The sequence below is a fragment of the Pseudomonas congelans genome, from assembly GCF_900103225.1.
GTDB classification, from domain to species: domain Bacteria; phylum Pseudomonadota; class Gammaproteobacteria; order Pseudomonadales; family Pseudomonadaceae; genus Aquipseudomonas; species Aquipseudomonas congelans.
Window position 1 is genome coordinate 120,712 of sequence record NZ_FNJH01000005.1, and the last position, 25,330, is coordinate 146,041.

A 25,330-nucleotide genomic window follows, 5' to 3' on the forward strand; every position below is an offset into this window, starting at 1 on the left:
CAAAAACTGGCTGTCGGACATTAAACGCGAGTTACTGACAAAAGCCTTGAGAAATCATTCATGAATAAGCTGTGTTTATTAGGTTTGCTGGTCGGTATGGCCAGTCAGTCGGTGATGGCCCAGACCACTGCCGCCACGGACAATACAACGCTTCAGGCCAAGAATGCCTTCATCGGCAAACTCATGAAACAAATGACTCTGGACGAAAAGATCGGTCAGCTACGACTCATCAGTATCAGTTCGGAAATGCCACAGCCGCAAATTCTCAAGGAAATTGCCGCCGGAAGGATCGGCGGCACGTTCAACTCGATTACCCGTTCGGAAAATCGTCCGCTGCAGGAAGCCGCAGTCGCCAAAAGCCGCCTGAAAATTCCGATGTTCTTTGCCTATGACGTGGTTCACGGTCATCGCACGATTTTTCCGATCAGCCTGGGTATGGCCGCCAGCTGGGACATGGACGCCGTCGCACTGATGGGCAGGGTCTCGGCCAAAGAAGCCAGTGCCGACAGTATCGACATGACCTTCGCCCCCATGGTGGATATTTCCCGCGACCCTCGCTGGGGCCGCAGCTCCGAAGGTTTCGGTGAAGACACCTACCTGGTGTCACGCATTTCCGACGTGATGGTCAGGTCCTTCCAGGGCAAGAACGTCGCCGCCAACGACAGCATCATGGCCGCCGTCAAACACTTCGCGCTGTATGGCGCGGTAGAAGGCGGGCGCGATTACAACACCGTGGACATGAGCATGACGCGCATGTACCAGGACTACCTGCCGCCCTACAAGGCCGGCATCGATGCCGGCGCCGGCGGCATCATGGTTGCGCTCAACTCGATCAACGGCGTCCCGTCGACCTCCAACAAATGGTTGATGCAGGACCTGTTGCGCAAGGACTGGGGCTTCAAGGGAGTGACCATCAGTGACCACGGCGCACTCAAGGAGCTGATCGACCACGGCGTGGCCAAGGATTTCCGCGAGGCCGCCAAGCTGGCGATCAAGGCGGGCGTCGACCTGAGCATGAACGACGCGGCCTATGGCGAGCAGTTGCCCGGCCTGGTGAAAGACGGCGAGGTCTCCATGAAGGAAATCGACAGCGCCGTGCGTGAAGTGCTGGGTGCCAAATACGACATGGGCCTGTTCGCCTCGCCTTACGGTCGCATCGGCGTTGCCGCCGATGACCCTGCCGATACCTATTCCGATGACCGCCTGCACCGTGCCGAAGCTCGCGATGTGGCGCGCAAGACACTGGTGCTGCTGAAAAACCAGAACGAGACACTGCCGCTGAAGAAACAAGGCACCATCGCGGTGATCGGCGGACTGGCGCAAAGTCACCTCGACATGCTCGGCAGCTGGTCGGCAGCCGGTCGTCCAAACCAGTCGGTGACGGTATATGAAGGGCTGGCCAATGCCGTCGGCGACAAGGCCAAGCTGGTTTACGCACGCGGCGCCAATGTCAGTGACAACGAACACGTCCTCAACTACCTGAACTTCATCGAGAAGGAAGTAGAGATCGACCCGCGTCCAGCGCAGGAAATGATCGACGAAGCGGTCAAGGTCGCCGAGCAGGCCGATGTGATCGTTGCCGTGGTCGGTGAGTCGCGTGGCATGTCCCATGAATCGGCCAGCCGCAGCAGCCTGAACATTCCGGGCAAGCAGCGTGACCTGATCAAGGCGCTCAAAGCCACCGGCAAGCCGCTGGTTCTGGTGCTGATGAATGGTCGTCCGCTGGTGCTGGTCGACGAACAGGAACAGGCCGACGCCATGCTCGAAACCTGGTTCCCGGGCACCGAAGGCGGCAACGCCGTGGCTGATGTGCTGTTCGGCGACTACAACCCGTCGGGCAAGCTGGCCATGTCGTTTCCGCGCTCGATCGGTCAACTGCCGGTCTACTATGCGCACCTGAACACCGGCCGTCCGTATCACGAAGGCAAGCCAGGCAACTACACCTCGCATTATTTCGAGGAGCCCAATGGCCCGCTGTTCCCGTTCGGTTATGGTCTGAGCTACACCCAGTTCGACGTCTCGGACATCAAGCTGTCGGACGCCAGCATGACGCGCAAAGGCAAGCTCACGGCCAGCGTGACCGTGAAGAATACCGGCAAGGTAGCCGGTGCAACCGTTGTGCAGTTGTATCTGCATGACGTAGTGGCGTCGATCAGCCGTCCGGTAAAAGAACTGAAGAACTTCGAGAAAGTGATGCTTGAGCCTGGAGAAGAAAAGGTTGTTACCTTCACCCTCAGTGAAGACGACCTGAAGTTCTACAACAGCGAGCTCAAGCACGTGGCAGAACCTGGCGAATTCAAGGTCATGATCGGCCTGGACTCGCAAGCAGTGAAAGAAGCGACCTTCAATCTGTTGTAAACCCTGTGCATGGCGCGTTCACGAGCGTTCGCCCGGGAACGCGCCAGCAGGGTCCGATCAGGCTGAGATATGACGCTCAAGCATCGCTACTGGCGCATTACCCTGTACGTGCTGCTGATCCTGGCCGGTGCGGCCCTGTCCGCCGGGCTCGCGATGCGTCAGGCCCAGCGTCACGCAATGTCGGAAGATGCCGCGCGTGCCGAAGGACAGCTGGCACTGTATGCCAACACCCTGCACACCCTGATCGAGCGCTATCGCGCCCTGCCCTCCGTCCTGGCGCTGGACCCGGAAATTCGTGCCGCGCTGAGCGGCCCGGTGACCGGTGAGGTGCAGAACGCTCTCAACCTCAAGCTGGAAAAAATCAACAGCGCGGCTCATTCGTCGACGCTGGAGTTGCTCGACCTGCATGGTCTGGCGATTGGCGCGAGCAACTGGCGCACGCCCAATAGCTATGTCGGCCACAACTACGCTTTTCGACCCTACTTCCTGCAAACCCGCGCCAAGGGCACCGGGCGCTTTTACGCGGTGGGTGTGACCACCGGGATTCCCGGGTACTTTCTGTCCAGCGCGGTATTGAGTGATACCGGTGGGTTCATGGGGGCGATGGTCGTCAAGCTGGAGTTCCCGAGCCTTGAGCAAGAGTGGAATCAGGGTGAGGATCTGCTGCTGGTCAGCGATGAGAAAGGCATCGTATTCATCGCCAATCAACCGGACTGGCGCTATCGCGAGCTGCTGCCGATCTCGGTGGAAGACCGTGCCAACCTGTTGCGCACCCGCCAGTACGACAAGAAGGTGTTGTCACCGCTGCGCAGCCGGGTCATCGACAGCTTCAGCGAAAACAGTCATCTGAGCCGTGTCGAAGGTCCGTACGGCACCACGGATTATCTCTGGCAGTCGCTGCCCCTTCCGGACGAAAACTGGACCCTGCATCTGTTGCGCAAGCCGCCCGCCTCCAGCGAAGACGTTCGCAATGCAGGATTGGCCGCTGCGGGCATCTGGCTGGCGCTGGTATTTCTGGGCCTGTTTCTCTATCAACGCTGGCGACTGGCGCGACTGAGGGAGCGCAACCGGGATGAACTGGAGCGTCTGGTGCAAGCGCGCACGCGTGATCTGCAGACCGCGCAGGACGGCCTGGTGCAGTCGGCCAAACTGGCGGCACTGGGGCAGATGTCGGCAGCGCTGGCCCACGAAATCAACCAGCCTCTGACGGCCCAGCGTATGCAACTGGCGACCCTGCGCCTGCTGCTCGATCAGGGCCGAATCGATGAAGCCTGCAAAGCGCTGGTTCCCGTCGATCAGCAATTGACACGTATGGCCGCCTTGACCAGCCATCTGAAAACCTTCGCGCGCAAGAGCCCCAGCGGCCTGCGCGAGAGGCTGGACCTGGCCACTGTGGTCGATCAGGCCTTGCTGCTGCTTGACCCGCGCCTGCGTGAAGAACACGTCGACTGCGTCCTCCATCTGTCACGCCCGGCATGGGTGCGCGGCGACGCCATCCGCCTGGAGCAGGTACTGATAAACCTGCTGCGCAATGCACTGGACGCCATGCGCGAATGCCGCTCAAAGCGCCTTGAAGTGCGTATCGATGCCGTCGACAACCAGTGGCGGCTCAGCGTCAGGGACAACGGAAGCGGGATCGCAGCGGAGAATCTGCCCAGCATTTTCGATCCGTTCTTCACCACCAAACCGGTAGGCGACGGCCTGGGCCTTGGCCTCGCGGTGTCTTACGCCATCATTCATGAACTGGGCGGGCAACTGACGGCACAAAACCATGCGGACGGTGCCGAGTTCCGGTTCAGCTTGCCCAACGACTTTCTGGAGGCCTGACCCGGCATGTTGAATTCGGTCATCGTGGTAGACGACGAGGCGCCCATTCGGCAAGCCGTCGAACAATGGCTGACGTTGTCGGGGTTCGAGGTGCAAGTCTTCGCCCGCGCCGAAGAGTGCCTGGCACACATACCGGAGCACTTCCCCGGCGTCGTGCTGACCGATGTGCGCATGCCGGGCATGAGCGGTCTGGAGCTGCTGACCCGGTTGCAAGGTGCAGACCGCGACCTGCCGGTCATCCTCCTCACCGGCCATGGCGATGTGCCGATGGCCGTGGAAGCGATGCGCGAAGGAGCCTATGACTTTCTGGAAAAACCCTTCAGCCCGGAAACCCTGATCAGCAACCTGCGGCGCGCCCTCGAGAAACGCCAGCTGGTGCTGGAAAACCGCCGCCTGCATGAGCAGGCCGATGCCAGAACCCGGCTGGACGCCACTCTGCTCGGCGTATCGCCGGGCATGCAGGCCCTGCGCCGCCAGGTGCTGGAACTGGCGCAACTGCCGGTCAACGTGATCATTCGCGGGGAAACCGGCAGCGGCAAGGAACTGGTCGCTCGCTGCCTGCACGATTTCGGGCCGCGCGCCGCCAAACCTTTTGTTGCACTCAACTGCGCGGCCATCCCGGAGCATCTGTTCGAAGCCGAGTTATTCGGCCACGAAAGCGGCGCCTTCACCGGCGCGCAGGGCAAGCGCATCGGTCGCCTGGAGTATGCCGACGGCGGCACGGTATTCCTTGATGAAATCGAAAGCATGCCAATGGCGCAGCAGGTCAAGCTGCTGCGCGTTCTGCAGGACAAGCGCCTTGAGCGGCTGGGCTCCAATCAGAGCATCGACGTCGACCTGCGCATCATTGCCGCGACCAAGCCCGATCTTCTCGAAGAGGCGCGTGCCGGGCGTTTCCGCGAAGATCTGGCCTACCGCCTCAACGTTGCCGAGCTGCGCTTGCCGCCGTTACGCGAGCGCCTCGAAGACATTGCGCAACTGTTCAGCCACTTTGCCCGCGCCGCCGCCGAGCGCGTGGGCCGGGAGCCGCCAGCGCTGGACGCAGCGCACCTGAGCCGGTTGCTCGGCCATGACTGGCCAGGCAACGTGCGCGAGCTGGCCAATGCCGCCGAGCGGCAGGCCCTGGGTCTGGAGCAAGCCCCGCCGCAACCTGATACTCAATGGCCGGGGCATTCGCTGGCGGCGCGTCAGGAAGCCTTCGAAGCGCAATGTCTGCGCGCTTCGCTGGCCCGTCATAAAGGCGACATCAAGGCGGTGCTCAATGAACTGCAATTGCCACGGCGGACGCTGAACGAGAAGATGCAACGCCATGCTCTGGTACGCGAAATGTTTCTCGAATGAAGGCTGTGCACATTCCTTAAAGCTTGTTCCGGCGATAACCGAACATTTCCAGCAGCGCCGGGTCTGCATACTGTTCACGGCTACATGAGGTCGTGATGGCTGGATACTTGCGAGGCATAATGACATCATGCCCGCATGGCTATTCAGCTCACTTTGACAGTCCGAAAGATGGGGCATTTTCTACCGTGAATACTCCCCTCGACCTCCCATTGGGAGGCGGCGAAATGGGTCGGTTTATCCGAGAGACGGACTGGTCGACGTCCGCGCTGGGACCGAAGCAAGCATGGCCCGCAGCGCTACTGTCTTCAATGAATCTGATGCTCAGTTGCCCTGACAGCATGTACCTGCTCTGGGGCCCTGACTACACTCTGTTTTTCAATGACGCTTACGCTCAGGTCCTGCCTATTGCGGCACAACAGGCGCAGGGGCAGCCCATTGCCTCGATCTGGGGCGATGCCTGGGAAGCCGTGCGGCCGCTCGCCGAGCAGGCGCTGGCCGGACAAAGCCGCCGATCCGACAATATTCAGCGCACCATCGTCCGTAATGGCAAGCCCGAGAAGACCTGGTGGTCGCTGTCCTACTCGCCGCTGTATGGCGATAGCGGCCTCATCGAGGGCGTGTTCTGCCGGGTCAACGAGACCACTTTGCAGGTCATGGCAGAAGTCCGCCAGTCGGAGAGCGAAGCGTTCACGGACCGCGTGCTGTCGAGCATCAACGACTGTATCAAGGTGCTGGACCTCGATTCGCGCCTGACCTTCATGAGTGAAGGCGGTCAGCAAATCATGGAAGTCAGCGATTTCAACGCGATTCGCGGCTGCCCCTGGCCTGACTTCTGGCAAGACCAGGGCAATCTGGACGCCATCGCTGCGGTCGAGGCTGCCAAGGCGGGTCACAACGCCAGTTTTACCGGCTCGGCGCAGACCATGGCCGGTACCACCAAGTGGTGGCACGTGCAGGTCAGCCCGATTTTCGGCAAGGATGGCAAGCCGGAGAAGATCCTCTGTGTTTCCAGGGACATGACCCAGCTCAGAGACGCTGAAGAAGCACTGCTTTCGCTCAACGAAACGCTTGAACAACGCGTGGTCGAACGCACCCAGGACCGTGACCGTATCTGGCGGCTGTCGACCGACCTGATGCTCGTGGCGCAGTTCGACGGGATCATCTCGGCGGTCAATCCGGCCTGGACGCAAGCCCTCGGCTGGTCGGAAGAACAACTGCTCGACGGCCAGTTTCTGGCATTGGTGCACCCTGAAGATGTGAGCAGCACACTGGCCGCCATGAGCGGGCTCGAGAGCGGCCGCACTATTCCCCACTTCAAGAATCGCTATCGCCATCTGGACGGCTCATATCGGACCATCTCCTGGACTGCCGTGCCGGACAAGCAATTCATCCATGCCGTCGGCCGTGACATTCAGGCCGAGGAAGAAGCCAATGAAGCGTTGCGGCTCTCGCAGGACGCCCTGCATCAGGCGCAGAAGCTGGAGGCCATCGGTCAACTCACTGGCGGCGTGGCACATGACTTCAACAACCTGCTGACGGTGATCCGCTCGTGCAGCGATCTGTTGAAATCGCCGAACCTTGAAGAGTCTCGTCGTGTGAAGTACGTCGAGGCCATTTCCAGCACCGTCGACCGGGCAGCTCGCCTGACCGGTCAGTTGCTGGCGTTTGCCCGACGTCAGGCCTTGCAGCCGGAAGTGTTCGATGTGTGCAAGAGCGTGGCGCGTATTGGCGAGATGATGGACACGCTTACCGGCGCGCGTATTCAAGTCAGCATCGACCTGCCTGCCGGGCCGTGCTTCATCTTTGCGGACGGCAGCCAGTTCGATACTGCGCTGGTCAACATGGTAGTCAACGCCCGCGATGCGATGTCCGGTGCAGGCAAGCTGGTCATAAAGGTTGAATGCGCTGCCTGCTATGCGGCAGATAAGCCCGCTTCACTTGGCGAGAGTGACTATGTGAAGGTATCCCTGACTGATACCGGCGCGGGTATTGCCAAAGATAAGCTGGGCCTGATCTTCGAACCGTTCTATACCACCAAGAGTGTCGGCCAGGGCACAGGGCTGGGTCTGTCGCAGGTATTCGGGTTTGCCAAACAGTCGGGTGGTGAAGTCCTGGTTGAAAGCGAACTGGGCAAAGGCAGCCGCTTCACACTGTGCCTGCCCAGCGCACAGAATCACGAAGTCGTCCAGGAAGACAATCACCCTACGCTCACCCCATTGCCCGGACTGTGCGTGCTGATGGTCGAGGACAATCAGGATATCGGCACCTATACGCGCCCCATGCTTGAGCAGCTTGGCTTTCAGGTGCTCTGGGTGAGCAGTGCCGCCGAGGCGCTGAAAGAGCTTTCCGGCAACCCGGAAAACTTTCATGTGGTGTTCTCGGATATCGCCATGCCGGGCATGAGCGGTCTGGAGCTGTATGGCGAAATCGAAGCGCGCTATCCGTGGATGCCGGTAGTTCTTACCACCGGGTACAGCACTGAGTTCGCGACGATCGCTCAGGACGAAACACACCGCTTTGATCTGTTGCAGAAACCCTATTCCAGAGACGATCTGGCGGCAATTCTGCACAAGGCCGTGAGCCGTACCGGCGAACACTGATGGTATGGATTCGTATGAATCCATTACGCCACCGGATTCATTGATGCCTGATACGCATGAGTGAATCCCGGCACTCCCGACACATAAAACCAAGACAACACCCGTTGCCTTGATTCAAAATCACGCAAAACATCGCAGTACTCTTAGAGCAGGGAGCATTTTCGAGATGATCGTCGGTATTGATCTGGGTACCACCAACAGCCTGGTGGCTGTATGGCGCGACGGCAGCAGCGAGCTGGTGACCAACGCGCTGGGAGAAACACTCACTCCCAGCGTTGTCGGACTGGACGACGAAGGGCAGATCCTGGTCGGCAAGGCGGCACGCGAACGCCTGCAGACCCACCCGGAAAAGACCACCGCCCTGTTCAAGCGCTACATGGGCAGCGCTCAGGAAATTCGCCTGGGCTCTGCGACCTACCGCCCGGAAGAGTTGTCCTCGCTAGTCCTGAAAAGCCTGAAGGCTGATGTCGAGCGCGCGTTTGGCGAGCCTGTCACGGAAGCGGTGATCAGCGTTCCGGCCTATTTCAGCGACGCTCAACGTAAAGCCACGCGAATTGCCGGCGAGCTCGCGGGACTCAAGGTCGAGAAGCTCATCAACGAGCCGACTGCGGCGGCGCTTGCGTATGGCCTCCACCAGAAGGAAGGCGAAACCTCGTTTCTGGTCTTCGACCTGGGCGGCGGTACCTTCGACATCTCGATCCTCGAACTCTTCGACGGTGTGATGGAAGTACGTGCCAGCGCAGGCGACAACTTTCTGGGGGGTGAAGATTTCGATCGTTTGTTGGTAGAGCACTTTCTGACCCTGCACCGCGATGAACGAGACTTTCCTGGCAAAGAGCAGGTCACTCCCTCGCTGCGGCGTGAGGCCGAGCGCGTGCGCAAGGCGCTGGGACAGGAAAACAGTGTCGACTTCGTGCTGCGCCACGCAGACCGCGAATGGCGCAAGACAATCACGCAAGAGCAGATAAGCGATCTGTTTGCACCTCTGCTGACGCGTCTGCGTGCGCCCATCGAGCGCGCCTTGCGCGATGCAAAAATCCGCGTGGCGGATCTGGACGAGATCCTCCTGGTAGGCGGTACCACGCGCATGCCGCTGATCCGGAAACTGGCCGCAGGAATGTTCGGGCGTTTTCCAGCCCTCACGCTCAACCCGGATGAAGTGGTCGCACAAGGCGCTGCTATCCAGGCAGCACTCAAACAGCGCGATGCGGCGCTGGAAGAAGTCGTACTGACTGACGTATGCCCTTACACCCTGGGTATCGAAACCACACAATATGTGTTCAACGGCTACCAGTCGGGGCATTACCTTCCGATTATCGAGCGCAACAGTGTGGTACCGGTCAGCCGGGTACGCACGGTGAACACTATTGCCGACAATCAGGAACACGTCCTGCTGAAGATCTTTCAGGGTGAAAGCCGCCTGGTCAAAGACAACATTGCACTGGGCGAACTGAACATTCCCGTACCAAAAGCCAAGGCTGGCGAGGTCGAGCTGGACGTGCGCTTCACTTACGACAACAACGGCCTGCTTGAAGCCGATGTGCGAATCCCGATGACCGGGGAAAATCACAAACTGGTCATCGAGAACAATCCCGGTGTCATGACACCGGCAGAAATTCGTGAGCGACTCAAGGTACTGGAAGCACTCAAGGTTCATCCCCGCGAACAACAGGTCAATACTCACCTGACGGCGCGCCTGGAGAGGCTTTATCAGGAGTATCTGGGCGAGGCACGCGAAACCATCGGAGTCTGGGCGGCGCAATTCCAGCGCGTCCTGGAAACCCAGGATGATCGTCAGATCAACGAGCTGCGCAAACAGCTCGAACAGCAAGCAGACCGCTTCGAACGAGGTGAGTGGTGACGGCGATGGATTGCTGGAGCGTACTGGATCTGAGTCACGATGCCGACGAACGCAGCATCAAACGCCAATACGCCAGACTGCTGAAAACCACCCGGCCCGACGACGATCCGGTCGCCTTTCAAACACTGCGCGATGCGTACGAGCAGGCACTGAACCGGGCAAAAAATCGTGTCACAGAAGACCGTGGGGACAGTGACGACTGGCCATTTGTGGGTCAGGGGCATGAGTTGTCACCGCGCCACGAGACGCCGGTCGCACAATCGGAAGATCGCCAGACACCGCCCACGTTTGACAGGGATGAGCCTCCGGTACGGCCGGCGGTAGAGTTGAGCTGGTACGAACAGGCTTGTGATACCACACCGGAAAACCTGCATTCGCAACGTCGGATAGCACAGGATCAGGGCTGCGATGAGCTGTTCCAGCAGCACCTGGCAAGGCGCTGCCTGCTGGACCCTGAAGACAACCAGGCACTGATCAAAGCGGCGGTCGAGCAACTGCACTGGCTTACACCCTGGCAGAAAGTGCAGCTCAGGGTTCACCAGTCACACCGACTGACTCAGGCACTACTGGACAGTTCGCTCGAGCAGTTTCATACCCTGCTCGAACGCAATGAAGAGCGCGCCTTTCTCGATGCGCTCAAGGCTCTCCGGCAACAGCCATGGCTGACATCATTCGATCGCCAAGAGCAGCTCGAACAGTGGGTCATGACGCTGTTGCTCAACAACCATGACTGGTCCCCTGCCCTGTTCGAGCGTTTGAGCAGTCTCTTCGGCTGGGATGAGAAACATGACGTCTATGCCGGGCCACTTTCACTGTGGATGAATCTTGTCCAGCGCTGCGAGAAGAAAGCGTTCATCGCACGTCAGCAGAAATTGCTCGAAGAACCGGCGGACAGTCCTGAGGCGATTGCCGCGCGCCTGCTGCTGCAACCGCCTCCCCTGGATGAGCGGCTGCGCCTGGCACGGCAGGGCGACGAAGCGTTATGGCAAGCCTGTGAAAAGCTTGCGTCCGACCTGACACATCGGTTTCCGGAGGCAATGGAGGCATTTCCTGAGTCAGATGTGCAGTCCTGGCGAAAGCTACCTAAGCAGGTGTCATTCAACCCCAATCTCAGAGCCTATTTTTTTGGCGTTCTGGTGATCCTGACAACGGCGTCGCTGGACCCCTCCAGGGCCAACGCCAACTGGTACGAGATAGCCGGAATTGCGCTGACGGTCCCCGTATTCTTCCTGCTGGTGATCTACATATTCATGTCGTTCTGGCGACCTTTCGCTGAACGTATCAAGCCGCTGGACATGCGCTGGAGCGAGCGCCTGCTGCCCGATTATCTAAGCTGGCCCGGCTATCAGGCGCTGGTGCTGCGTCATGGCATTCCGATTGCCACGCTGGGCTATGTCTGCCTCAAGAAAGGCCCCGTGCTGGCATCGCTGTGGGGCGTGGTGCTAATGCTGTGGATCGTGCTGTCGCCGTACCGAATTTGCGCTTTTCAGGACGCCCTGGCCGTCAGGACCGGCGGTTGGGACAGTTTAAAAGCCTACTGCGTCAGAAATACCTTCAAAGGGATCATGATCCTCATGGGGCTGATGCTTGCCTTCGTTATCGGAGTGATTGCTTTCGGGCCTGCACGCGTCCATTGACGCTATCCGCACGCCTATCGGCAAGAATCCGCTTACCCGTATACGGCAGATAAGCGGATTCTTGCTCATCACATTCTCCCGACCGCTCTAGAACAAGCCCTCATGGTGTGGCACAGCTCCTGCTATGTAACGTGCAGGGCATCCAATGCCTCCTTCCAAAAATAATGAAAACAAGGAACACCATGGAAACTTCCAATCCCGCCTCCCATGGGTCGGCTGCTACTGCCGCTGGCCAGAAAACCACCTCCAGCCGTCTCAAATCGATCTTCAGTGGCTCGGTCGGCAACATGGTCGAGTGGTACGACTGGTACGTCTACGCCGCCTTCTCGCTGTACTTCGCCAAAGCCTTCTTTCCCAAGGGCGACACCACCGCACAGCTACTCAACACCGCCGCGATCTTTGCCGTCGGCTTTCTGATGCGACCTATCGGTGGCTGGCTGATGGGGCTGTACGCCGACTACAAAGGGCGCAAGGCTGCGCTGATGGCATCGGTGCTGCTGATGTGCTTCGGCTCGCTGATCATTGCCCTGACGCCAGGCTATGAAAGCATCGGCGTCGGTGCTCCGACCCTGCTGGTGTTCGCCCGCTTGCTGCAGGGGCTGTCTGTTGGCGGTGAATACGGCACGTCCGCCACCTACCTCAGTGAAATGGCCACCAAGGAGCGTCGCGGCTTCTTCTCCAGCTTTCAGTACGTCACGCTGATTTCCGGCCAGCTCATCGCGCTGGGCGTGCTGATCGTTCTGCAGCAGACGCTGACCACCGAGCAGCTGTATGCCTGGGGCTGGCGTATCCCGTTCGTCATCGGTGCCCTGTGTGCAATCGTCGCGCTGTTCCTGCGTCGCGGCATGGAAGAAACCGAGTCGTTCACGCGCAAGAAGAAGGAAAAGCCCAAGGAAAGCCTGATGCGCACACTGATGCGTCATCCCAAGGAATTGATGACCGTTGTCGGTCTGACCATGGGCGGGACGCTGGCTTTCTATACTTACACCACTTACATGCAGAAGTACCTGGTCAACACCGTCGGCATGAGCATCACCGACTCGACGTCGATATCAGCGGCGACACTGTTCCTGTTCATGCTGTTGCAGCCGGTTATCGGTGCACTGTCCGACAAGGTGGGGCGCCGTCCGATCCTGATTGCGTTTGGCGTGCTGGGAACGCTGTGTACCGTACCAATCCTGACCACGCTGCATACCATTCAGACGTGGTGGGGGGCGTTCTTCCTGATCATGGCAGCACTGATCATTGTCAGCGGCTATACCTCGATCAACGCGGTGGTAAAGGCCGAGCTTTTCCCGACCGAGATCCGCGCGCTGGGCGTCGGTCTGCCTTACGCACTGACGGTATCGATATTCGGGGGCACTGCGGAATACATTGCGCTGTGGTTCAAGAGCATCGGTATGGAAACCGGTTACTACTGGTACGTCACTGCTTGTATTGCCTGCTCGCTGGCGGTGTATGTCTTCATGAAAGATACCCGCAAGCACTCGCGTATCGAAACTGACTGATCGGATTGCGACGATTCTCGTGCCCAAGCTCCGCTCTCATCGTTATATACAAATCTCGTGGGAGCGAGCTTGCTCGCGAAGAGGCCGGTACAGCCTCCAGAAATAGAGCGTTATGACTGACTCTTCTTGAGCAATGGGGATCGCCGCCCCGTTCACTCCATTTTTCGGGCTTATCGAGACGTGTGTATAACGCTGAGGACTCCGCGCAGGCAGAAGAGTCATTCAGGCTCACTTACAACGATCAATATCATCGCCCGCATTGATACATCAGCCGCTCCAAAACAATCAATTACATCCAGGACCTGCAACAGAGTGTTACAGAGCGGTGCGCCATTTAGCCAACTTTCAGCAACAACCCTTTGAATAAACTGTACTTTAAATTTGTCAAGAGCGTTTATTACAAGACTTTTCAAGAATCGCACCACAATAATGCATTCCCCGCCGAAAGGCCCGAAATCAGCGCATTACAGCCAACTATCATTTTCAGCGATGATCGCTAGCAATCCTATTAACTTCTTAATAATCCGCTGGCGCGTAGCATTGCCTCCATACCGGGATGACAACTCACCCGACACTCATTGGAGACATCATCATGAAAACCAACACACTGATCTTTGGCCTGGCTATCTCTGTTCTGGCTTCGAGCGCATTTGCACTTCCAGCTACCAACGTTCAAAGCGACCTGTCCAGCTCCACCATCGTTGCTGAAGGTGGTACCAAACACACTAACGTAGGTTCGATCCGCGTATCTGCCGATGGCGCAGATCACGTCGGTGCCAACCGTCTCGCCTCTGATGGCGCAGACCGCGTCGGTGCCAACCGTCAGGCCGCCGATGGCGCAGACCATGTCGGTGCCAATCGTCTTGCTGCAGACGGTGCAGATCGCGTAGGCGCCAATCGTCTGGGCTGATCGCTCACGCCACACCCCAAGCCCGGCCGATGTCGGGCTTCTTTATGTCTGGCTCAGGATGAAACACACACACTGCTCTGGCATCCTCTGCAAATGCGCAGCACTATGCTGACATCCACTATTGAGCCCATCAGGAACCGAGCATGTCAGACGCTATTCACTCCTACGAGCCATCCAAGGGTCACGGCCTGCCGCACGACCCCTTCAATGCGATTGTAGGCCCACGCCCGATTGGCTGGATTTCGTCGCAGGATGCCAACGGCAAACTCAACCTGGCACCCTATAGCTTCTTCAATGCGTTCAACTACGTGCCGCCGATCATCGGGTTCTGCAGCGTCGGTCGCAAGGACAGCCTCAATAATATCGAGCAGACCGGTGAGTTCGTCTGGAACCTGGCGACCCGCTCGCTGGCCGAAGCCATGAACCAGAGCTGCGCGCCGGTGGCACCGGACGTCAGCGAATTCGAGCTGGCAAACCTGACACCACTGGCCTCACAGATCGTCTCGGTACCGCGTGTACTCGAAACGCCGGTGTCGTTCGAGTGCAAGGTCACGCAGATCATTCAATTGCAGCGCGCCGACAAGGAACTGGTGCCCAGCTGGCTGATTCTGGGCGAGGTGGTGGCGGTGCACATCGACAAGTCGCTGCTCAAGGACGGCGTTTACGACACTGCCGCCGCCGAGCCGATTCTGCGCGGCGGCGGCCCGGCGGATTACTTCCAGCTCGGCCCGGAAGCGCTGTTCAAGATGTTCCGCCCAGGCGCCTGATCAGGCTTCAGGCCATACCGGTTCGCCCTCTGCATCAATATCGACCAGCCGCTGCAGCTCTTGCACAGCGGCGAGGTCGGCATCATCGGCGGTCTTGAATTTCTGGTCCGGCAGCAGCGCATGGAAACGCGGGGCGCCGCCAGCGCCCAGTGCCTTAACGGCGATCGCCGCGTTGTAACCCTGCTCGGACGGCATCACTGCCGAGACCACTTCAAACCCGTTGTATTCCTTGCGTGCCATGTCTCTCAACCCTGCCAATACGTCAAAGCGCGAATTCTAGCGCGTCTTTCGGCTCGTCCGACACGCGGCATGCAGCGATGACGACAGCCAACGCAAACCCCAACCTTGTCCTACACTCTAATCAGTCCTTTCAAACTGCTCTGTAGCCGAGGTAAGGAGTGCGTCATGAAAGCAATAACAAGAAAGTGCATGGTTGTCGCAGGAGCTCTGGCGGTATTGGCCGTATACAGCGCCGGAGCCTATCGTAACGAACTGACACGCCAGGCCCCGCAGGTCGCCAGTTGTACGTTTGGTCATTGCGTGCCAACCGACGCAACCTTCAGCGCCTTGCGATGAGGCTCGCACAGCGTGAATTGCATCGTCATTCCGCAAAGGCAGCTATCGATTAGCAAGCTATCGGATTAGACTGGCCAGACTCTCCCGCCACACTTGCGGCGGGTCAACATTGCCATCAGGTTTTGCCTTGACCAGTCTTAATCAAACGCCTCCGGCCATCCGCAGCATCCTGTTTGCGTTGATGATGGCAGTCCTGCTCAGCGCGCTGGACCAAACCATCGTCGCGGTCTCGATGCCGGCCATTTCCGCCCAGTTCAGAGACATCGATCTGCTGGCCTGGGTCATATCCGCCTACATGGTCTCGCTGACCGTGGCCGTGCCGATCTACGGCAAACTCGGCGATCTTTACGGGCGACGCAAACTGATGCTGTTCGGGCTGGGGCTTTTCACCCTGGCTTCGCTGTTCTGTGGCCTGGCGCAAAGCATGGAACAACTGGTGCTGGCGCGGGTTCTTCAAGGCATTGGCGCGGGCGGGATGGTTTCGGTCAGCCAGGCGATCATCGCCGACATCGTGCCACCTCGCGAACGCGGCCGCTATCAGGGTTACTTCAGCAGCATGTATGCCGTGGCCAGCGTTGCAGGGCCGGTGCTCGGCGGCCTGATGACTGAATACCTGTCCTGGCGCTGGGTGTTCCTGATCAATCTGCCGCTGGGAGCAGCCGCGCTGATCGTCGCATATCGAACCCTCGTCGGCCTGCCAGTGCCGCAGCGCAAGCCGATTATCGATTACCTGGGTACCGTGCTGATGATCATCGGCCTGACAGCGCTACTGTTGGGAATTACCGAAATTGGCCAGGGGCATGGCCTCGGCGATGCCGAGGTCCAATTGTTACTGGGCACTGCCCTGCTGACACTGGCCATTTTCGTCTGGTACGAACGTCGCACTGCCGAACCCTTGCTGCCCATGCACCTGTTCACCAACAAGAGCGCCGTGCTGTGCTGGTGCACGGTATTCTTCACCAGTTTTCAGGCCATCTCCCTGATTGTGTTGATGCCGCTGCGTTACCAGACCGTCACCGGTGGCGGAGCGGACAGCGCCGCCCTGCACTTGCTTCCACTGGCTATCGGCATGCCGATGGGCGCCTATTTCGCCGGGCGACGCACCGCGCATACCGGGCGCTACAAGCCGCTGATCCTGACCGGTGCGCTGCTGATGCCGGTTGCGATTCTGGGCATGGCCTTCACGCCTCCGCAATCATTGATAGTCATGAGCCTGTTCATGATTCTCACCGGTGTTGCGACCGGCATGCAGTTCCCCACCTCATTGGTCGGCACTCAGAATTCGGTTCAACCGCGGGATATGGGCGTGGCCACCAGCACGACCAATCTGTTCCGCTCGCTGGGTGGTGCGGTGGGTGTGGCCCTGATGTCGGCGCTGCTGTTGGCCATGTTGCAGCACACCGGGGTCGGCCAACTCGGTGCAGGCGCACTGGGTGGCGAAGGCAGCTCCGGCAATGTGCTGCTCGACAGCCTTAACGCGGCAACCGGACCCGCGCTGGAAACCCTGCGCGCCGAACTGGCATTGACCTTCAGAAACCTGCTGATGACCAGCGCGGCCATTTCGCTGCTCGGTCTTGCGGCAGCCGTGGTGATGCCCAATACGTTGCTGCGAGGACGTGACTGATCGGCCTTTGCGGCTCAGGAAGGCACCCCGGCCCAGAACCATTGTGTTTTCTTGCTCTTTATATGGGCAAACGCAGGCATGAGCTCACCCTTGTCGAAGTGACGACGGGAGCCTGACTGTGCGCTGCTGAACCAGCTGCCTGATCGAGGGCATGCTTGCCCGGCATCGACCGGCGGCAGCGGCTTTTCATCGAATCGCGCATACCACTGCGCGGTGGTTTCGTCGGTAAAGCCAATTCCGGGAGCCAGGTAGGGATGGAGATTGCCGGTGTCCTGCAGGCGAATCGGCTTGATCATCCTGTTGACCGTCACATAAGGCTGCGGCGGCGGCAACCCTCTCCCGCCCAGTTCAGGCACCTCACCAGCGCGAATGATCAGTCCGTTGCGGTAGGTGTGGAATACGATCTCGCGGTGCGCACTCATCTCGCCGCGCATTTTGTCGCTGCCTCCCAACTGCCTGACGAATGCCTCGCCGAGCACGGTGTACCAGCTGACACCCTTGATACGGTCCAACAGACGCAGGCTTTCAATGTGCGGACCGGGATCGACCATCAGCCCGCTGTAATCCTGAGCGAGCCGATACTCCCAGGGCAGATACTGATGACCATCGCACGGCAACACGCAGGCGAGACCTCCAAAGCCGTGCTCGGCCTGCACTTCGCTGCTCAGGTATCTGATCCACTCCTCGTACTGTTTCAAGCCGTCGGGCTCGGTCAGGTACGACCAGGGAAGCACCATTTTCAGACACGATCGATCGTTGTCGGCCTGCCCCTTCGAGGTGTTCATCACAAACAGGCTGTAGGTGGCGACTTCAGCCTGAGTGGCGCTGGCGATAGACCAGATGAACTGCTCGTCTGGCGGGCTCTCGACAATCTGCCGGCGGGTCGAGGCAAACCCCGAGCCGCTCAGGCGACGCATGCGTTTGAAGAGTTGCCATTTGAGCTTCGTTTTGAACGCGTCGTAAAAGCGCGAAAAGCAGGCTTCGACACGACGCTTCATCTCCGCGGTGTGGCCATCGCGAAAATACAGCGTGGTGATCAATCCCAATCGTATGACCGGTGTGCCCAACGCGGAATCCATAGCCACGCGTTCGGATTTTTGCGTGATCCTGGCCAATAACCTCACAGCGTCAGTTGCCACATCCGACATGTACGGCCTCCCCATCAGTTGAGGGAGTCAGGTTTCTGCTCGTATCCGCATGCCCGTTACCTGTTTTGATCATGCCCGAAAAGAGCCTGCACATCGGGTATTCGCGCTCCTGCCCCATGGTGAGAACATCAGCGTAACTGGCTATGGTTTCAGGGCACATAGGCGCAAGATTCGGCAAAAACATGCAACCTTCCTCTCTTCTGTTCTTTCAGGTGACGAAGAGTGAAGGGAGTTTTCCTGCGGGGCAATACTCGCAATTTACTTTGGGAAATCAGCTACATGTATCAGGAAACATCCTACCGACTTCCTACAATATATTGTCAGATCAACGCTCGCTGATGCGTGCACGGTGAGCGCAATCAATGAATACGGATAAACAATCGGTAAACACGCTATATAAGAGGCACGGATTGGAGTCAGGCTTTGCGCAGCATCGCTGGCAGGCGAAACCGGCGGATGCTTCCGCCGGTCATGTTCATTCAGGCACGGGCAGTAGAGCAGTTGTTATTGATCAGCAACGACGGGCTAAAACGCAGCATGTCCAGGCACACGTCGACCAGTTGCTCGGCCTCTGCGGGCAGCGAGAAGCTGTCCGGAACCAGCAGCCATTGGTAAATGATGCCGTTGACGTAGGCAAACAGGGCCACGGCAGCCCGGGCGGTGTCCAGCCCTTTGGGTAATTGCCCCTGGCGTACGGCATTGTTCAGCCCCAGGGTGATACGGTCGTGGCACTGTGTGGCGTTGTCCTGGCGCTGACGACGAAAATCACACATCTCGTCAGTAAACTCGCACTTGTGAAACAGGATTTCATTGATGCGACGGGTTTTCGGGTCCAGTGCGAGTTCATGAAACAGGTGAATCAACAGATTTCTCATGCAACCCAGCGGGTCTTCCTCTTCCTCGCTCTGGCTGGCCTCCGCCATTTCGTCGAGGGGCTCCTGAAGACTGTCGAGCATGGCCTGCACCAGATCGGCCTTATTGTTGAAGTGCCAATAGATGGCGCCTCGCGTCACACCGGCAAGGGTGGCAATGTCGGCCAGCGTGGTGCGGGCGACGCCTCGCTCATAAAAAGCCTGCTCGGCAGCCTCCAGGATCTGGCTGCGAGTGATCTGAGCTTCCTCTTTGGTGCGACGAACCATGGCAATAAGACCTCAAAAAATTCACCTCAGGCACGCGTCTTGCGTCATGCCTCGAGATATGACCGGGCGGCATTTGTCTCGCCTTGTCCCGAATTGGCTCCCGGCACCTTGAATAGTGGCGGAATGCGCACGGCGGGTGTTTACAAACAGCCGCGAATGTAAGTATATTCCTTAGCTTGCTACTTATCTAGCCGAAATATTTTTTAACACTTCAACGTACTGTTGAGAAAACAGGCTCCTGCCCCGAGGATCTTCATGCAATTCAAGCCAGCTGTTACCGTTCTGGTCACTGCCATCGCCCTGGCAACCCTGCTCAGTGGCTGTAGCAAGAAGGAACAGGCCGCCCCGCCTGCGCAAACCCCTCAGGTAGGCGTCGTTACCATAAAAGCACAGCCGTATACCCTGACCACCGAGCTGCCGGGCAGGACGACCGCATTCCGCGTCGCCGAGGTTCGCCCTCAGGTCAACGGCATCATTCTCAAGCGTCTGTTCACCGAAGGTGGCGATGTCAAAGCCGGTCAGCAGCTCTACCAGATCGACCCGTCGGTCTATGAAGCCAACGCCAACAGCGCCAAGGCCACCCTGCAGTCCGCCAAGTCGATGTCCGATCGCTACAAGCAACTGGTCAGCGAGCAGGCAGTGAGCCGTCAGGAGTACGACACGGCGCTGGCATCGACCCAGGAAGCTCAGGCAGCCCTGCAGACCGCGCAGATCAACCTGCGCTACACCAAGGTGCTGGCTCCTATTTCCGGTCGTATCGGTCGCTCTGCGATAACCGAAGGCGCACTGGTGAGCAGCGCGCAGACCGACGCGATGGCGACCATCCAGCAACTCGATCCGATCTACGTCGACGTAGTGCAGTCGTCTGCCGACATGCTCAAGCTGCGCAGTGACCTGGAAAGCGGCAAGTTGCAGAAAGCCGGCGACAATGCGGCCAAGGTCAAGCTGACGCTGGAAGACAACAGCGTTTACGGCCAGGAAGGCAAACTGGAGTTCTCCGAAGTATCGGTTGACCAGACAACCGGCTCCGTGACCCTGCGTGCGGTGTTCCCGAACCCTGAACACCGTCTGCTGCCAGGCATGTTCGTTCATGCGCAGTTGCAGGCCGGCGTCAATTCGAAAGCAATCCTGGCACCGCAGCAAGGCGTGACCCGCGACCTGAAAGGCACGCCGACCGCCATGATCGTCAATCAGGACAACAAGGTGGAAATGCGTACGCTGGTTGCCAATCGCACCGTGGGCAGCGACTGGCTGATCGAAGACGGCCTGAAAGAAGGTGATCGCGTCATCACCGAAGGCTTGCAGTACGTCAAACCAGGCGCCGAAGTGAAAGTCGCCGAAGCGACCAACGTCAAAGGAGCAAACCCGGCACCTGCCCCGGCCACTGATAAAGCCGCAGGCAGCAAAGGGGAGTAACCCATGTCGAAATTTTTTATTGATCGACCCATTTTTGCCTGGGTTATTGCCCTCGTGATCATGCTGGTCGGTGCGCTGTCGATTTCCAGCCTGCCGATCAACCAGTACCCGAGCATCGCACCGCCAGCCATCGGTATCCAGGTCACCTATCCGGGCGCATCTGCCCAGACGGTGCAGGACACGGTGGTTCAGGTGATCGAGCAACAGCTCAACGGTATCGACAACCTGCGTTATGTCAGCTCGGAAAGTAACTCCGACGGCAGCATGACCATCACTGCGACCTTCAATCAGGGCACCAACCCGGATACGGCGCAGGTCCAGGTGCAGAACAAGCTCAACCTCGCGACCCCGCTGCTGCCGCAGGAAGTGCAGCAACAGGGTATCCGCGTCACCAAGGCAGTGAAGAACTTCCTGATGGTGATCGGCCTGGTGTCGGAAGACGGCAGCATGGGCAAGGAAGACCTGGCCAACTACATTGTGTCGAACATGCAGGACCCGATCTCCCGGACCTCCGGTGTGGGTGACTTCCAAGTGTTCGGTTCGCAGTACGCCATGCGTATCTGGCTGGACCCGGCCAAGCTGAACAACTTCCAGCTGACCCCGGTGGACGTGAAAAACGCGATCACCGCGCAGAACGTCCAGGTCTCGTCCGGCCAGTTGGGCGGTCTGCCATCGATCAGCGGTCAGCAGCTGAACGCCACGATCATCGGCAAGACCCGTCTGCAGACTGCCGAGCAGTTCGGCAACATCTTCCTCAAGGTCAACACCGACGGTTCGCAGGTTCGCCTGAAAGACGTCGCCACGGTGGGCCTGGGCGCAGAGAACTACAGCACCGATTCGCAGTTCGACGGCAAACCGGCCTCCGGTCTGGCGATCAAACTCGCCACCGGCGCCAACGCACTGGACACCGCCAAGGCCATCCGCGCGACCGTTTCGTCGCTGGAGCCGTTCTTTCCGCCTGGCATGAAAGTCGTTTACCCGTATGACACGACACCGGTGGTCAGCGAATCGATCAACGGCGTGGTGCACACCCTGATCGAAGCGATCGTGCTGGTGTTCCTGGTGATGTACCTGTTCCTGCAGAACTTCCGCGCAACCATCATCACCACGATGACGGTTCCGGTGGTCTTGCTGGGTACGTTCGGCATCCTCGCGGCCTTCGGTTTCACCATCAACACCCTGACCATGTTCGGTATGGTGCTGGCCATCGGCTTGCTGGTGGACGATGCGATTGTGGTGGTGGAAAACGTCGAGCGGGTCATGGAGGAGGAAAAGCTCTCCCCGCGTGACGCCACGATCAAATCCATGACACAGATTCAGGGCGCGCTGGTCGGTATTGCCCTGGTGCTGTCAGCGGTGCTGTTGCCGATGGCGTTCTTCGGCGGCTCCACCGGGGTGATCTACAAGCAGTTCTCGATCACCATCGTCTCGGCCATGGCCCTGTCGGTCTTGGTTGCCCTGATCTTCACCCCGGCGCTGTGCGCCACCATGCTCAAGCCCATTGATCACGAGAAACACGGGCAGCCGAAACGTGGTTTCTTCGGCTGGTTCAACCGCACTTTCGACCGCAGCGTTCTGAGTTACGAGCGCGGCGTGGGCAACATGCTCAAGCACAAGTGGCCTGCGTATCTGGGTTACATACTTATCTGCGCCGGCATGGTGTTCATGTTCATGCGTATTCCGGCTGCGTTCCTGCCGGAAGAAGACCAGGGCGTTATCTTCGCCCAGATCCAGACACCGGCCGGCTCCTCGACCGCGCGTACGCAGGAAGTCATCGATCAGATGCGTGAGTACCTGCTGACCAAGGAAAGCGGCGCAGTGAAGTCGGTGTTCTCGGTAAACGGCTTCAACTTCGCGGGCCGCGGTCAAAGCTCGGCGATTGCGTTCGTGATGCTCAAGCCGTGGGAAGAGCGTGATTCCAACAACAGCGTTTTCGAACTGGCCAAGCGGGCTCAGGGCTATTTCTTCAGCCTGCGCGACGCGATGGTGTTTGCGGTCGTCCCGCCTTCGGTACTCGAATTGGGTAACGCCACAGGCTTCGACGTCTACCTGCAGGATCAGGGCGGCGTGGGTCACGACAAGCTAATGCAAGCGCGTAACCAGTTCCTCGGCATGGCCGCACAGAGCAAGATTCTCGCAGGCGTGCGTCCGAACGGGCTGAACGACGAACCGCAGTACCAACTGATCATCGACGATGAGCGCGCCAGCGCTTTGGGTATCACCCTGTCGGACATCAACAACACACTGTCCATCGCGTTGGGTGGCAGCTACGTCAACGACTTCATCGACCGTGGCCGTGTGAAGAAGGTGTACATCCAGGGCGATGCAGGTGCGCGTATGACACCTGAAGACCTGAAGAAATGGTACGTGCGCAACAGCGCGGGCGAGATGGTGCCGTTCTCGGCCTTTGCCAGCGGCAAATGGTCCTACGGCTCGCCGAAACTGTCACGCTACAACGGCGTGGCGGCAGAGGAAGTGCTCGGTACCCCGGCCCCTGGCTACAGCAGCGGCGACGCGATGGCCGAAGTCGAGGCACTGGCCAAGAAGCTGCCGCAGGGTATCGGCATTTCGTGGACCGGTCTCTCCTACGAGGAACGCCTGTCCGGTTCGCAGGCCCCTGCCCTGTATGCCCTGTCGTTGCTGGTAGTGTTCCTGTGTCTGGCGGCACTGTATGAAAGCTGGTCGATTCCGATCGCGGTCATCCTCGTGGTGCCACTGGGGGTTATCGGTGCACTGATGGCAACAAGCCTGCGCGGCCTGTCCAACGACGTGTTCTTCCAGGTCGGGTTGCTGGTAACGGTGGGTCTGGCGGCGAAAAACGCCATTCTGATCGTCGAGTTCGCCAAAGAGCTCCACGAACAGGGCAAGAGCCTGGTCGACGCAGCGATCGAGGCCTGCCGCATGCGTCTGCGCCCGATCATCATGACCTCCATGGCGTTCATCCTCGGCGTTGTGCCGCTGGCGATTTCGTCGGGTGCGGGTTCAGGCAGTCAGCATTCGATTGGTACTGGCGTAATTGGCGGTATGATCACCGCAGTTATTCTGGCGATCTTCTGGGTGCCCCTGTTCTTCGTAACGGTTTCAGGGCTCTTCAAGAGCAAGCAGAAACATATTTCACACGATGAGGCTGGCCAATGAGCAAGTCATTTATCTCACTTGCAGTTACCGCGTTCATTCTCGGCGGCTGCTCTTTGATCCCCGATTACAAGCAGCCGGAAGCACCGGTCGCGGCACAATATCCGCAAGGACCGGCGTACTCGCCGGTCGAAGGCGCCAAAATGGCCGCCGCGGAACAAGGCTGGCGGCACTTCTTCAATGACCCGGCGCTGCAACAGCTGATCCAGACTGCACTGCTCAACAACCGTGACCTGCGGGTTGCGGCGCTGAACATCGACGCGTACCGCGCCCAGTACCGTATCCAGCGCTCGGACCTGTTCCCTGCTGTTTCGGCAACCGGTAGCGGCTCACGTCAGCGCGTGCCGGCCGACCAGTCGCAAACCGGTCAGTCCGGCATCACCAGCAGCTACTCGGCCACTCTGGGTGTCAGCTCTTACGAGCTGGACCTCTTCGGCCGGGTACGCAGCCTCAGCGAGCAGGCGCTGGAGACCTACTTCTCCAGTGAGGAAGCACGTCGCAGTACCCAGATCAGTCTGGTGGCCAGCGTCGCCAATGCCTACATGACCTGGCAGGCCGACAAGGAACTGCTCAAGCTGACGCAGGACACCCTGAAGACCTACGAGGAAAGCTTCCGTCTGACATCGCGCGCCAGCGAAGTCGGCGTTTCTTCGGCACTGGACCTGAGCCAGTCGCGCACCGCCGTCGAAAGCGCACGCGCCAAACTGGCCCAGTACCAGCGCCTGGTTGCCCAGGATCAGAACAGCCTGGTGCTGCTACTAGGCACCAGCCTGCCTGACAACCTGCCGGCCAGCCACTTGCTCGATTCCGACATGCTGACCGAAATGCCGGCAGGCCTGCCGTCCGACCTGCTGCAGCGTCGTCCGGACATTCTGGAGGCCGAGCACTCGCTCAAGGCGGCCAACGCCAACATCGGCGCGGCACGTGCAGCGTTCTTCCCGAGCATCAGCCTGACGGCCAGTGCCGGGACCAGCAGCAGCGAGCTGTCCGGCCTGTTCAAGGGCGGGTCGGGTGCCTGGCTGTTCCAGCCAAGCATCAACATCCCGATCTTCAACGCCGGCAACCTGCGCGCCAGCCTGGACTACTCGAAAATCCAGAAGGAAATCAGCGTCGCCAACTACGAGAAGGCGATTCAGACCGCCTTCCAGGAAGTGTCCGACGGCCTGGCTTCGCGCAAGACCTATGACGAGCAGCTCCAGGCGCAACGTGACTTCGTCGCGGCCAACCAGGACTACTACCGTCTGGCCGAGCGTCGCTACCGGATCGGCATCGACAGCAACCTGACCTTCCTCGACGCCCAGCGCTCGCTGTTCAGTGCGCAACAAACACTGATCACCGATCGCCTGTCGCAGCTGACCAGCGAGGTCAACCTGTACAAGGCCCTCGGCGGCGGCTGGTATGAAAGGACCGGACAGACCGAAACCATCTCCAAGGAGAAGCCTTCGGTTCAGCTGTTCTGATAGACAGCGGCACACAAAAAAAC

The 25,330-nt window shown here is 59.2% G+C and carries 18 protein-coding genes; 14 read left to right on the top strand and 4 right to left on the bottom strand.

Annotation, left to right across the window (positions count from 1 at the left end; genetic code table 11):
• Nucleotides 1-60 precede the first annotated feature (60 nt).
• The 7 genes from bglX (at nt 61) to BLR20_RS17855 (ending at nt 13,132) form a co-directional block, all read left to right on the top strand.
• Entirely contained in the window at nt 61-2,358 is a 2,298-nt protein-coding gene (gene bglX / locus BLR20_RS17825) for a beta-glucosidase BglX (protein WP_054993324.1), read from the top strand.
• 69 nt (nt 2,359-2,427) lie between these two features.
• A complete protein-coding gene (locus tag BLR20_RS17830; RefSeq protein WP_010433903.1) occupies nt 2,428-4,185 on the top strand; it encodes a sensor histidine kinase in 1,758 nt (585 codons plus the stop codon).
• Between the two features lie 6 nt (nt 4,186-4,191).
• On the top strand, nt 4,192-5,526 hold the full coding sequence (locus tag BLR20_RS17835; RefSeq protein ID WP_054993323.1) for a sigma-54-dependent transcriptional regulator: 1,335 nt from the start codon (nt 4,192-4,194) through the stop codon (nt 5,524-5,526).
• Nucleotides 5,527-5,750: 224 nt separating this feature from the next.
• Nucleotides 5,751-8,126, top strand: coding sequence for a PAS domain-containing protein (locus BLR20_RS17840; protein ID WP_074594912.1), 2,376 nt, complete (start codon nt 5,751-5,753; stop codon nt 8,124-8,126).
• Between the two features lie 166 nt (nt 8,127-8,292).
• The gene (locus tag BLR20_RS17845; RefSeq protein ID WP_032614806.1) at nt 8,293-9,987 is read left to right on the top strand and encodes a molecular chaperone HscC; all 1,695 of its coding nucleotides are present in this window, start codon (nt 8,293-8,295) and stop codon (nt 9,985-9,987) included.
• A 5-nt stretch (nt 9,988-9,992) separates the two neighbouring features.
• A complete protein-coding gene (locus BLR20_RS17850) occupies nt 9,993-11,624 on the top strand; it encodes a J domain-containing protein (RefSeq protein ID WP_054993328.1) in 1,632 nt (543 codons plus the stop codon).
• A 182-nt stretch (nt 11,625-11,806) separates the two neighbouring features.
• On the top strand, nt 11,807-13,132 hold the full coding sequence (locus tag BLR20_RS17855) for an MFS transporter (RefSeq protein WP_054993321.1): 1,326 nt from the start codon (nt 11,807-11,809) through the stop codon (nt 13,130-13,132).
• A 218-nt stretch (nt 13,133-13,350) separates the two neighbouring features.
• Here the strand turns inward: BLR20_RS17855 and BLR20_RS26525 are convergent, their stop codons facing one another.
• The gene (locus BLR20_RS26525) at nt 13,351-13,545 is read right to left on the bottom strand and encodes a hypothetical protein (protein ID WP_162091531.1); all 195 of its coding nucleotides are present in this window, start codon (nt 13,543-13,545) and stop codon (nt 13,351-13,353) included.
• A gap of 179 nt (nt 13,546-13,724) precedes the next feature.
• Between BLR20_RS26525 and BLR20_RS17860 the strand changes: the two genes are divergently transcribed.
• Together BLR20_RS17860 and BLR20_RS17865 are read left to right on the top strand one after the other, a co-directional pair.
• Nucleotides 13,725-14,042, top strand: coding sequence for a hypothetical protein (locus tag BLR20_RS17860; protein ID WP_032614804.1), 318 nt, complete (start codon nt 13,725-13,727; stop codon nt 14,040-14,042).
• A 143-nt stretch (nt 14,043-14,185) separates the two neighbouring features.
• Nucleotides 14,186-14,809, top strand: a complete 624-nt coding sequence (locus BLR20_RS17865) for a flavin reductase family protein (RefSeq protein WP_003406312.1) — start codon at nt 14,186-14,188, stop codon at nt 14,807-14,809.
• Here the strand turns inward: BLR20_RS17865 and BLR20_RS17870 are convergent, their stop codons facing one another.
• A complete protein-coding gene (locus tag BLR20_RS17870) occupies nt 14,810-15,049 on the bottom strand; it encodes a hypothetical protein (protein WP_010433928.1) in 240 nt (79 codons plus the stop codon).
• Between the two features lie 165 nt (nt 15,050-15,214).
• Between BLR20_RS17870 and BLR20_RS27855 the strand changes: the two genes are divergently transcribed.
• Nucleotides 15,215-15,385 (top strand): hypothetical protein, encoded by a 171-nt coding sequence (locus BLR20_RS27855; RefSeq protein ID WP_162829248.1) that lies wholly within the window; start codon nt 15,215-15,217, stop codon nt 15,383-15,385.
• A gap of 127 nt (nt 15,386-15,512) precedes the next feature.
• A complete protein-coding gene (locus tag BLR20_RS17875; protein ID WP_054993320.1) occupies nt 15,513-17,009 on the top strand; it encodes an MDR family MFS transporter in 1,497 nt (498 codons plus the stop codon).
• Between the two features lie 14 nt (nt 17,010-17,023).
• Here BLR20_RS17875 and BLR20_RS17880 read toward each other — a convergent pair whose 3' ends face one another.
• Nucleotides 17,024-18,157, bottom strand: coding sequence for a DUF3396 domain-containing protein (locus BLR20_RS17880; protein ID WP_054993319.1), 1,134 nt, complete (start codon nt 18,155-18,157; stop codon nt 17,024-17,026).
• Between the two features lie 479 nt (nt 18,158-18,636).
• Entirely contained in the window at nt 18,637-19,296 is a 660-nt protein-coding gene (pmeR, locus tag BLR20_RS17890) for an auxin-lysine conjugate-binding transcriptional regulator PmeR (RefSeq protein WP_054993317.1), read from the bottom strand.
• A gap of 255 nt (nt 19,297-19,551) precedes the next feature.
• Between pmeR and BLR20_RS17895 the strand changes: the two genes are divergently transcribed.
• From BLR20_RS17895 to BLR20_RS17905, 3 genes are read left to right on the top strand one after another with little or no spacing between them, the layout of a single operon-like run.
• The gene (locus BLR20_RS17895; protein WP_010433934.1) at nt 19,552-20,712 is read left to right on the top strand and encodes an efflux RND transporter periplasmic adaptor subunit; all 1,161 of its coding nucleotides are present in this window, start codon (nt 19,552-19,554) and stop codon (nt 20,710-20,712) included.
• 3 nt (nt 20,713-20,715) lie between these two features.
• The gene (locus tag BLR20_RS17900; RefSeq protein ID WP_010433936.1) at nt 20,716-23,850 is read left to right on the top strand and encodes an efflux RND transporter permease subunit; all 3,135 of its coding nucleotides are present in this window, start codon (nt 20,716-20,718) and stop codon (nt 23,848-23,850) included.
• On the top strand, nt 23,847-25,307 hold the full coding sequence (locus tag BLR20_RS17905; RefSeq protein ID WP_054993316.1) for an AdeC/AdeK/OprM family multidrug efflux complex outer membrane factor: 1,461 nt from the start codon (nt 23,847-23,849) through the stop codon (nt 25,305-25,307). Before BLR20_RS17900 ends, BLR20_RS17905 begins: the two co-directional genes overlap by 4 nt.
• Nucleotides 25,308-25,330 lie beyond the last annotated feature (23 nt).

Coding starts and splice junctions, on each gene's coding strand:
- BLR20_RS17860 (WP_032614804.1), top strand. CDS start 13,725: ATGAAAACCAACACACTGATCTTTGGCCTGGCTATCTCTGTTCTGGCT.
- bglX (WP_054993324.1), top strand. CDS start 61: ATGAATAAGCTGTGTTTATTAGGTTTGCTGGTCGGTATGGCCAGTCAG.
- pmeR (WP_054993317.1), bottom strand. CDS start 19,296: ATGGTTCGTCGCACCAAAGAGGAAGCTCAGATCACTCGCAGCCAGATC.
- BLR20_RS17835 (WP_054993323.1), top strand. CDS start 4,192: ATGTTGAATTCGGTCATCGTGGTAGACGACGAGGCGCCCATTCGGCAA.
- BLR20_RS17845 (WP_032614806.1), top strand. CDS start 8,293: ATGATCGTCGGTATTGATCTGGGTACCACCAACAGCCTGGTGGCTGTA.
- BLR20_RS17905 (WP_054993316.1), top strand. CDS start 23,847: ATGAGCAAGTCATTTATCTCACTTGCAGTTACCGCGTTCATTCTCGGC.
- BLR20_RS17850 (WP_054993328.1), top strand. CDS start 9,993: ATGGATTGCTGGAGCGTACTGGATCTGAGTCACGATGCCGACGAACGC.
- BLR20_RS27855 (WP_162829248.1), top strand. CDS start 15,215: ATGAAAGCAATAACAAGAAAGTGCATGGTTGTCGCAGGAGCTCTGGCG.
- BLR20_RS17855 (WP_054993321.1), top strand. CDS start 11,807: ATGGAAACTTCCAATCCCGCCTCCCATGGGTCGGCTGCTACTGCCGCT.
- BLR20_RS17830 (WP_010433903.1), top strand. CDS start 2,428: ATGACGCTCAAGCATCGCTACTGGCGCATTACCCTGTACGTGCTGCTG.
- BLR20_RS17900 (WP_010433936.1), top strand. CDS start 20,716: ATGTCGAAATTTTTTATTGATCGACCCATTTTTGCCTGGGTTATTGCC.
- BLR20_RS17865 (WP_003406312.1), top strand. CDS start 14,186: ATGTCAGACGCTATTCACTCCTACGAGCCATCCAAGGGTCACGGCCTG.
- BLR20_RS17880 (WP_054993319.1), bottom strand. CDS start 18,157: ATGTCGGATGTGGCAACTGACGCTGTGAGGTTATTGGCCAGGATCACG.
- BLR20_RS17895 (WP_010433934.1), top strand. CDS start 19,552: ATGCAATTCAAGCCAGCTGTTACCGTTCTGGTCACTGCCATCGCCCTG.
- BLR20_RS17870 (WP_010433928.1), bottom strand. CDS start 15,049: ATGGCACGCAAGGAATACAACGGGTTTGAAGTGGTCTCGGCAGTGATG.
- BLR20_RS17840 (WP_074594912.1), top strand. CDS start 5,751: ATGGGTCGGTTTATCCGAGAGACGGACTGGTCGACGTCCGCGCTGGGA.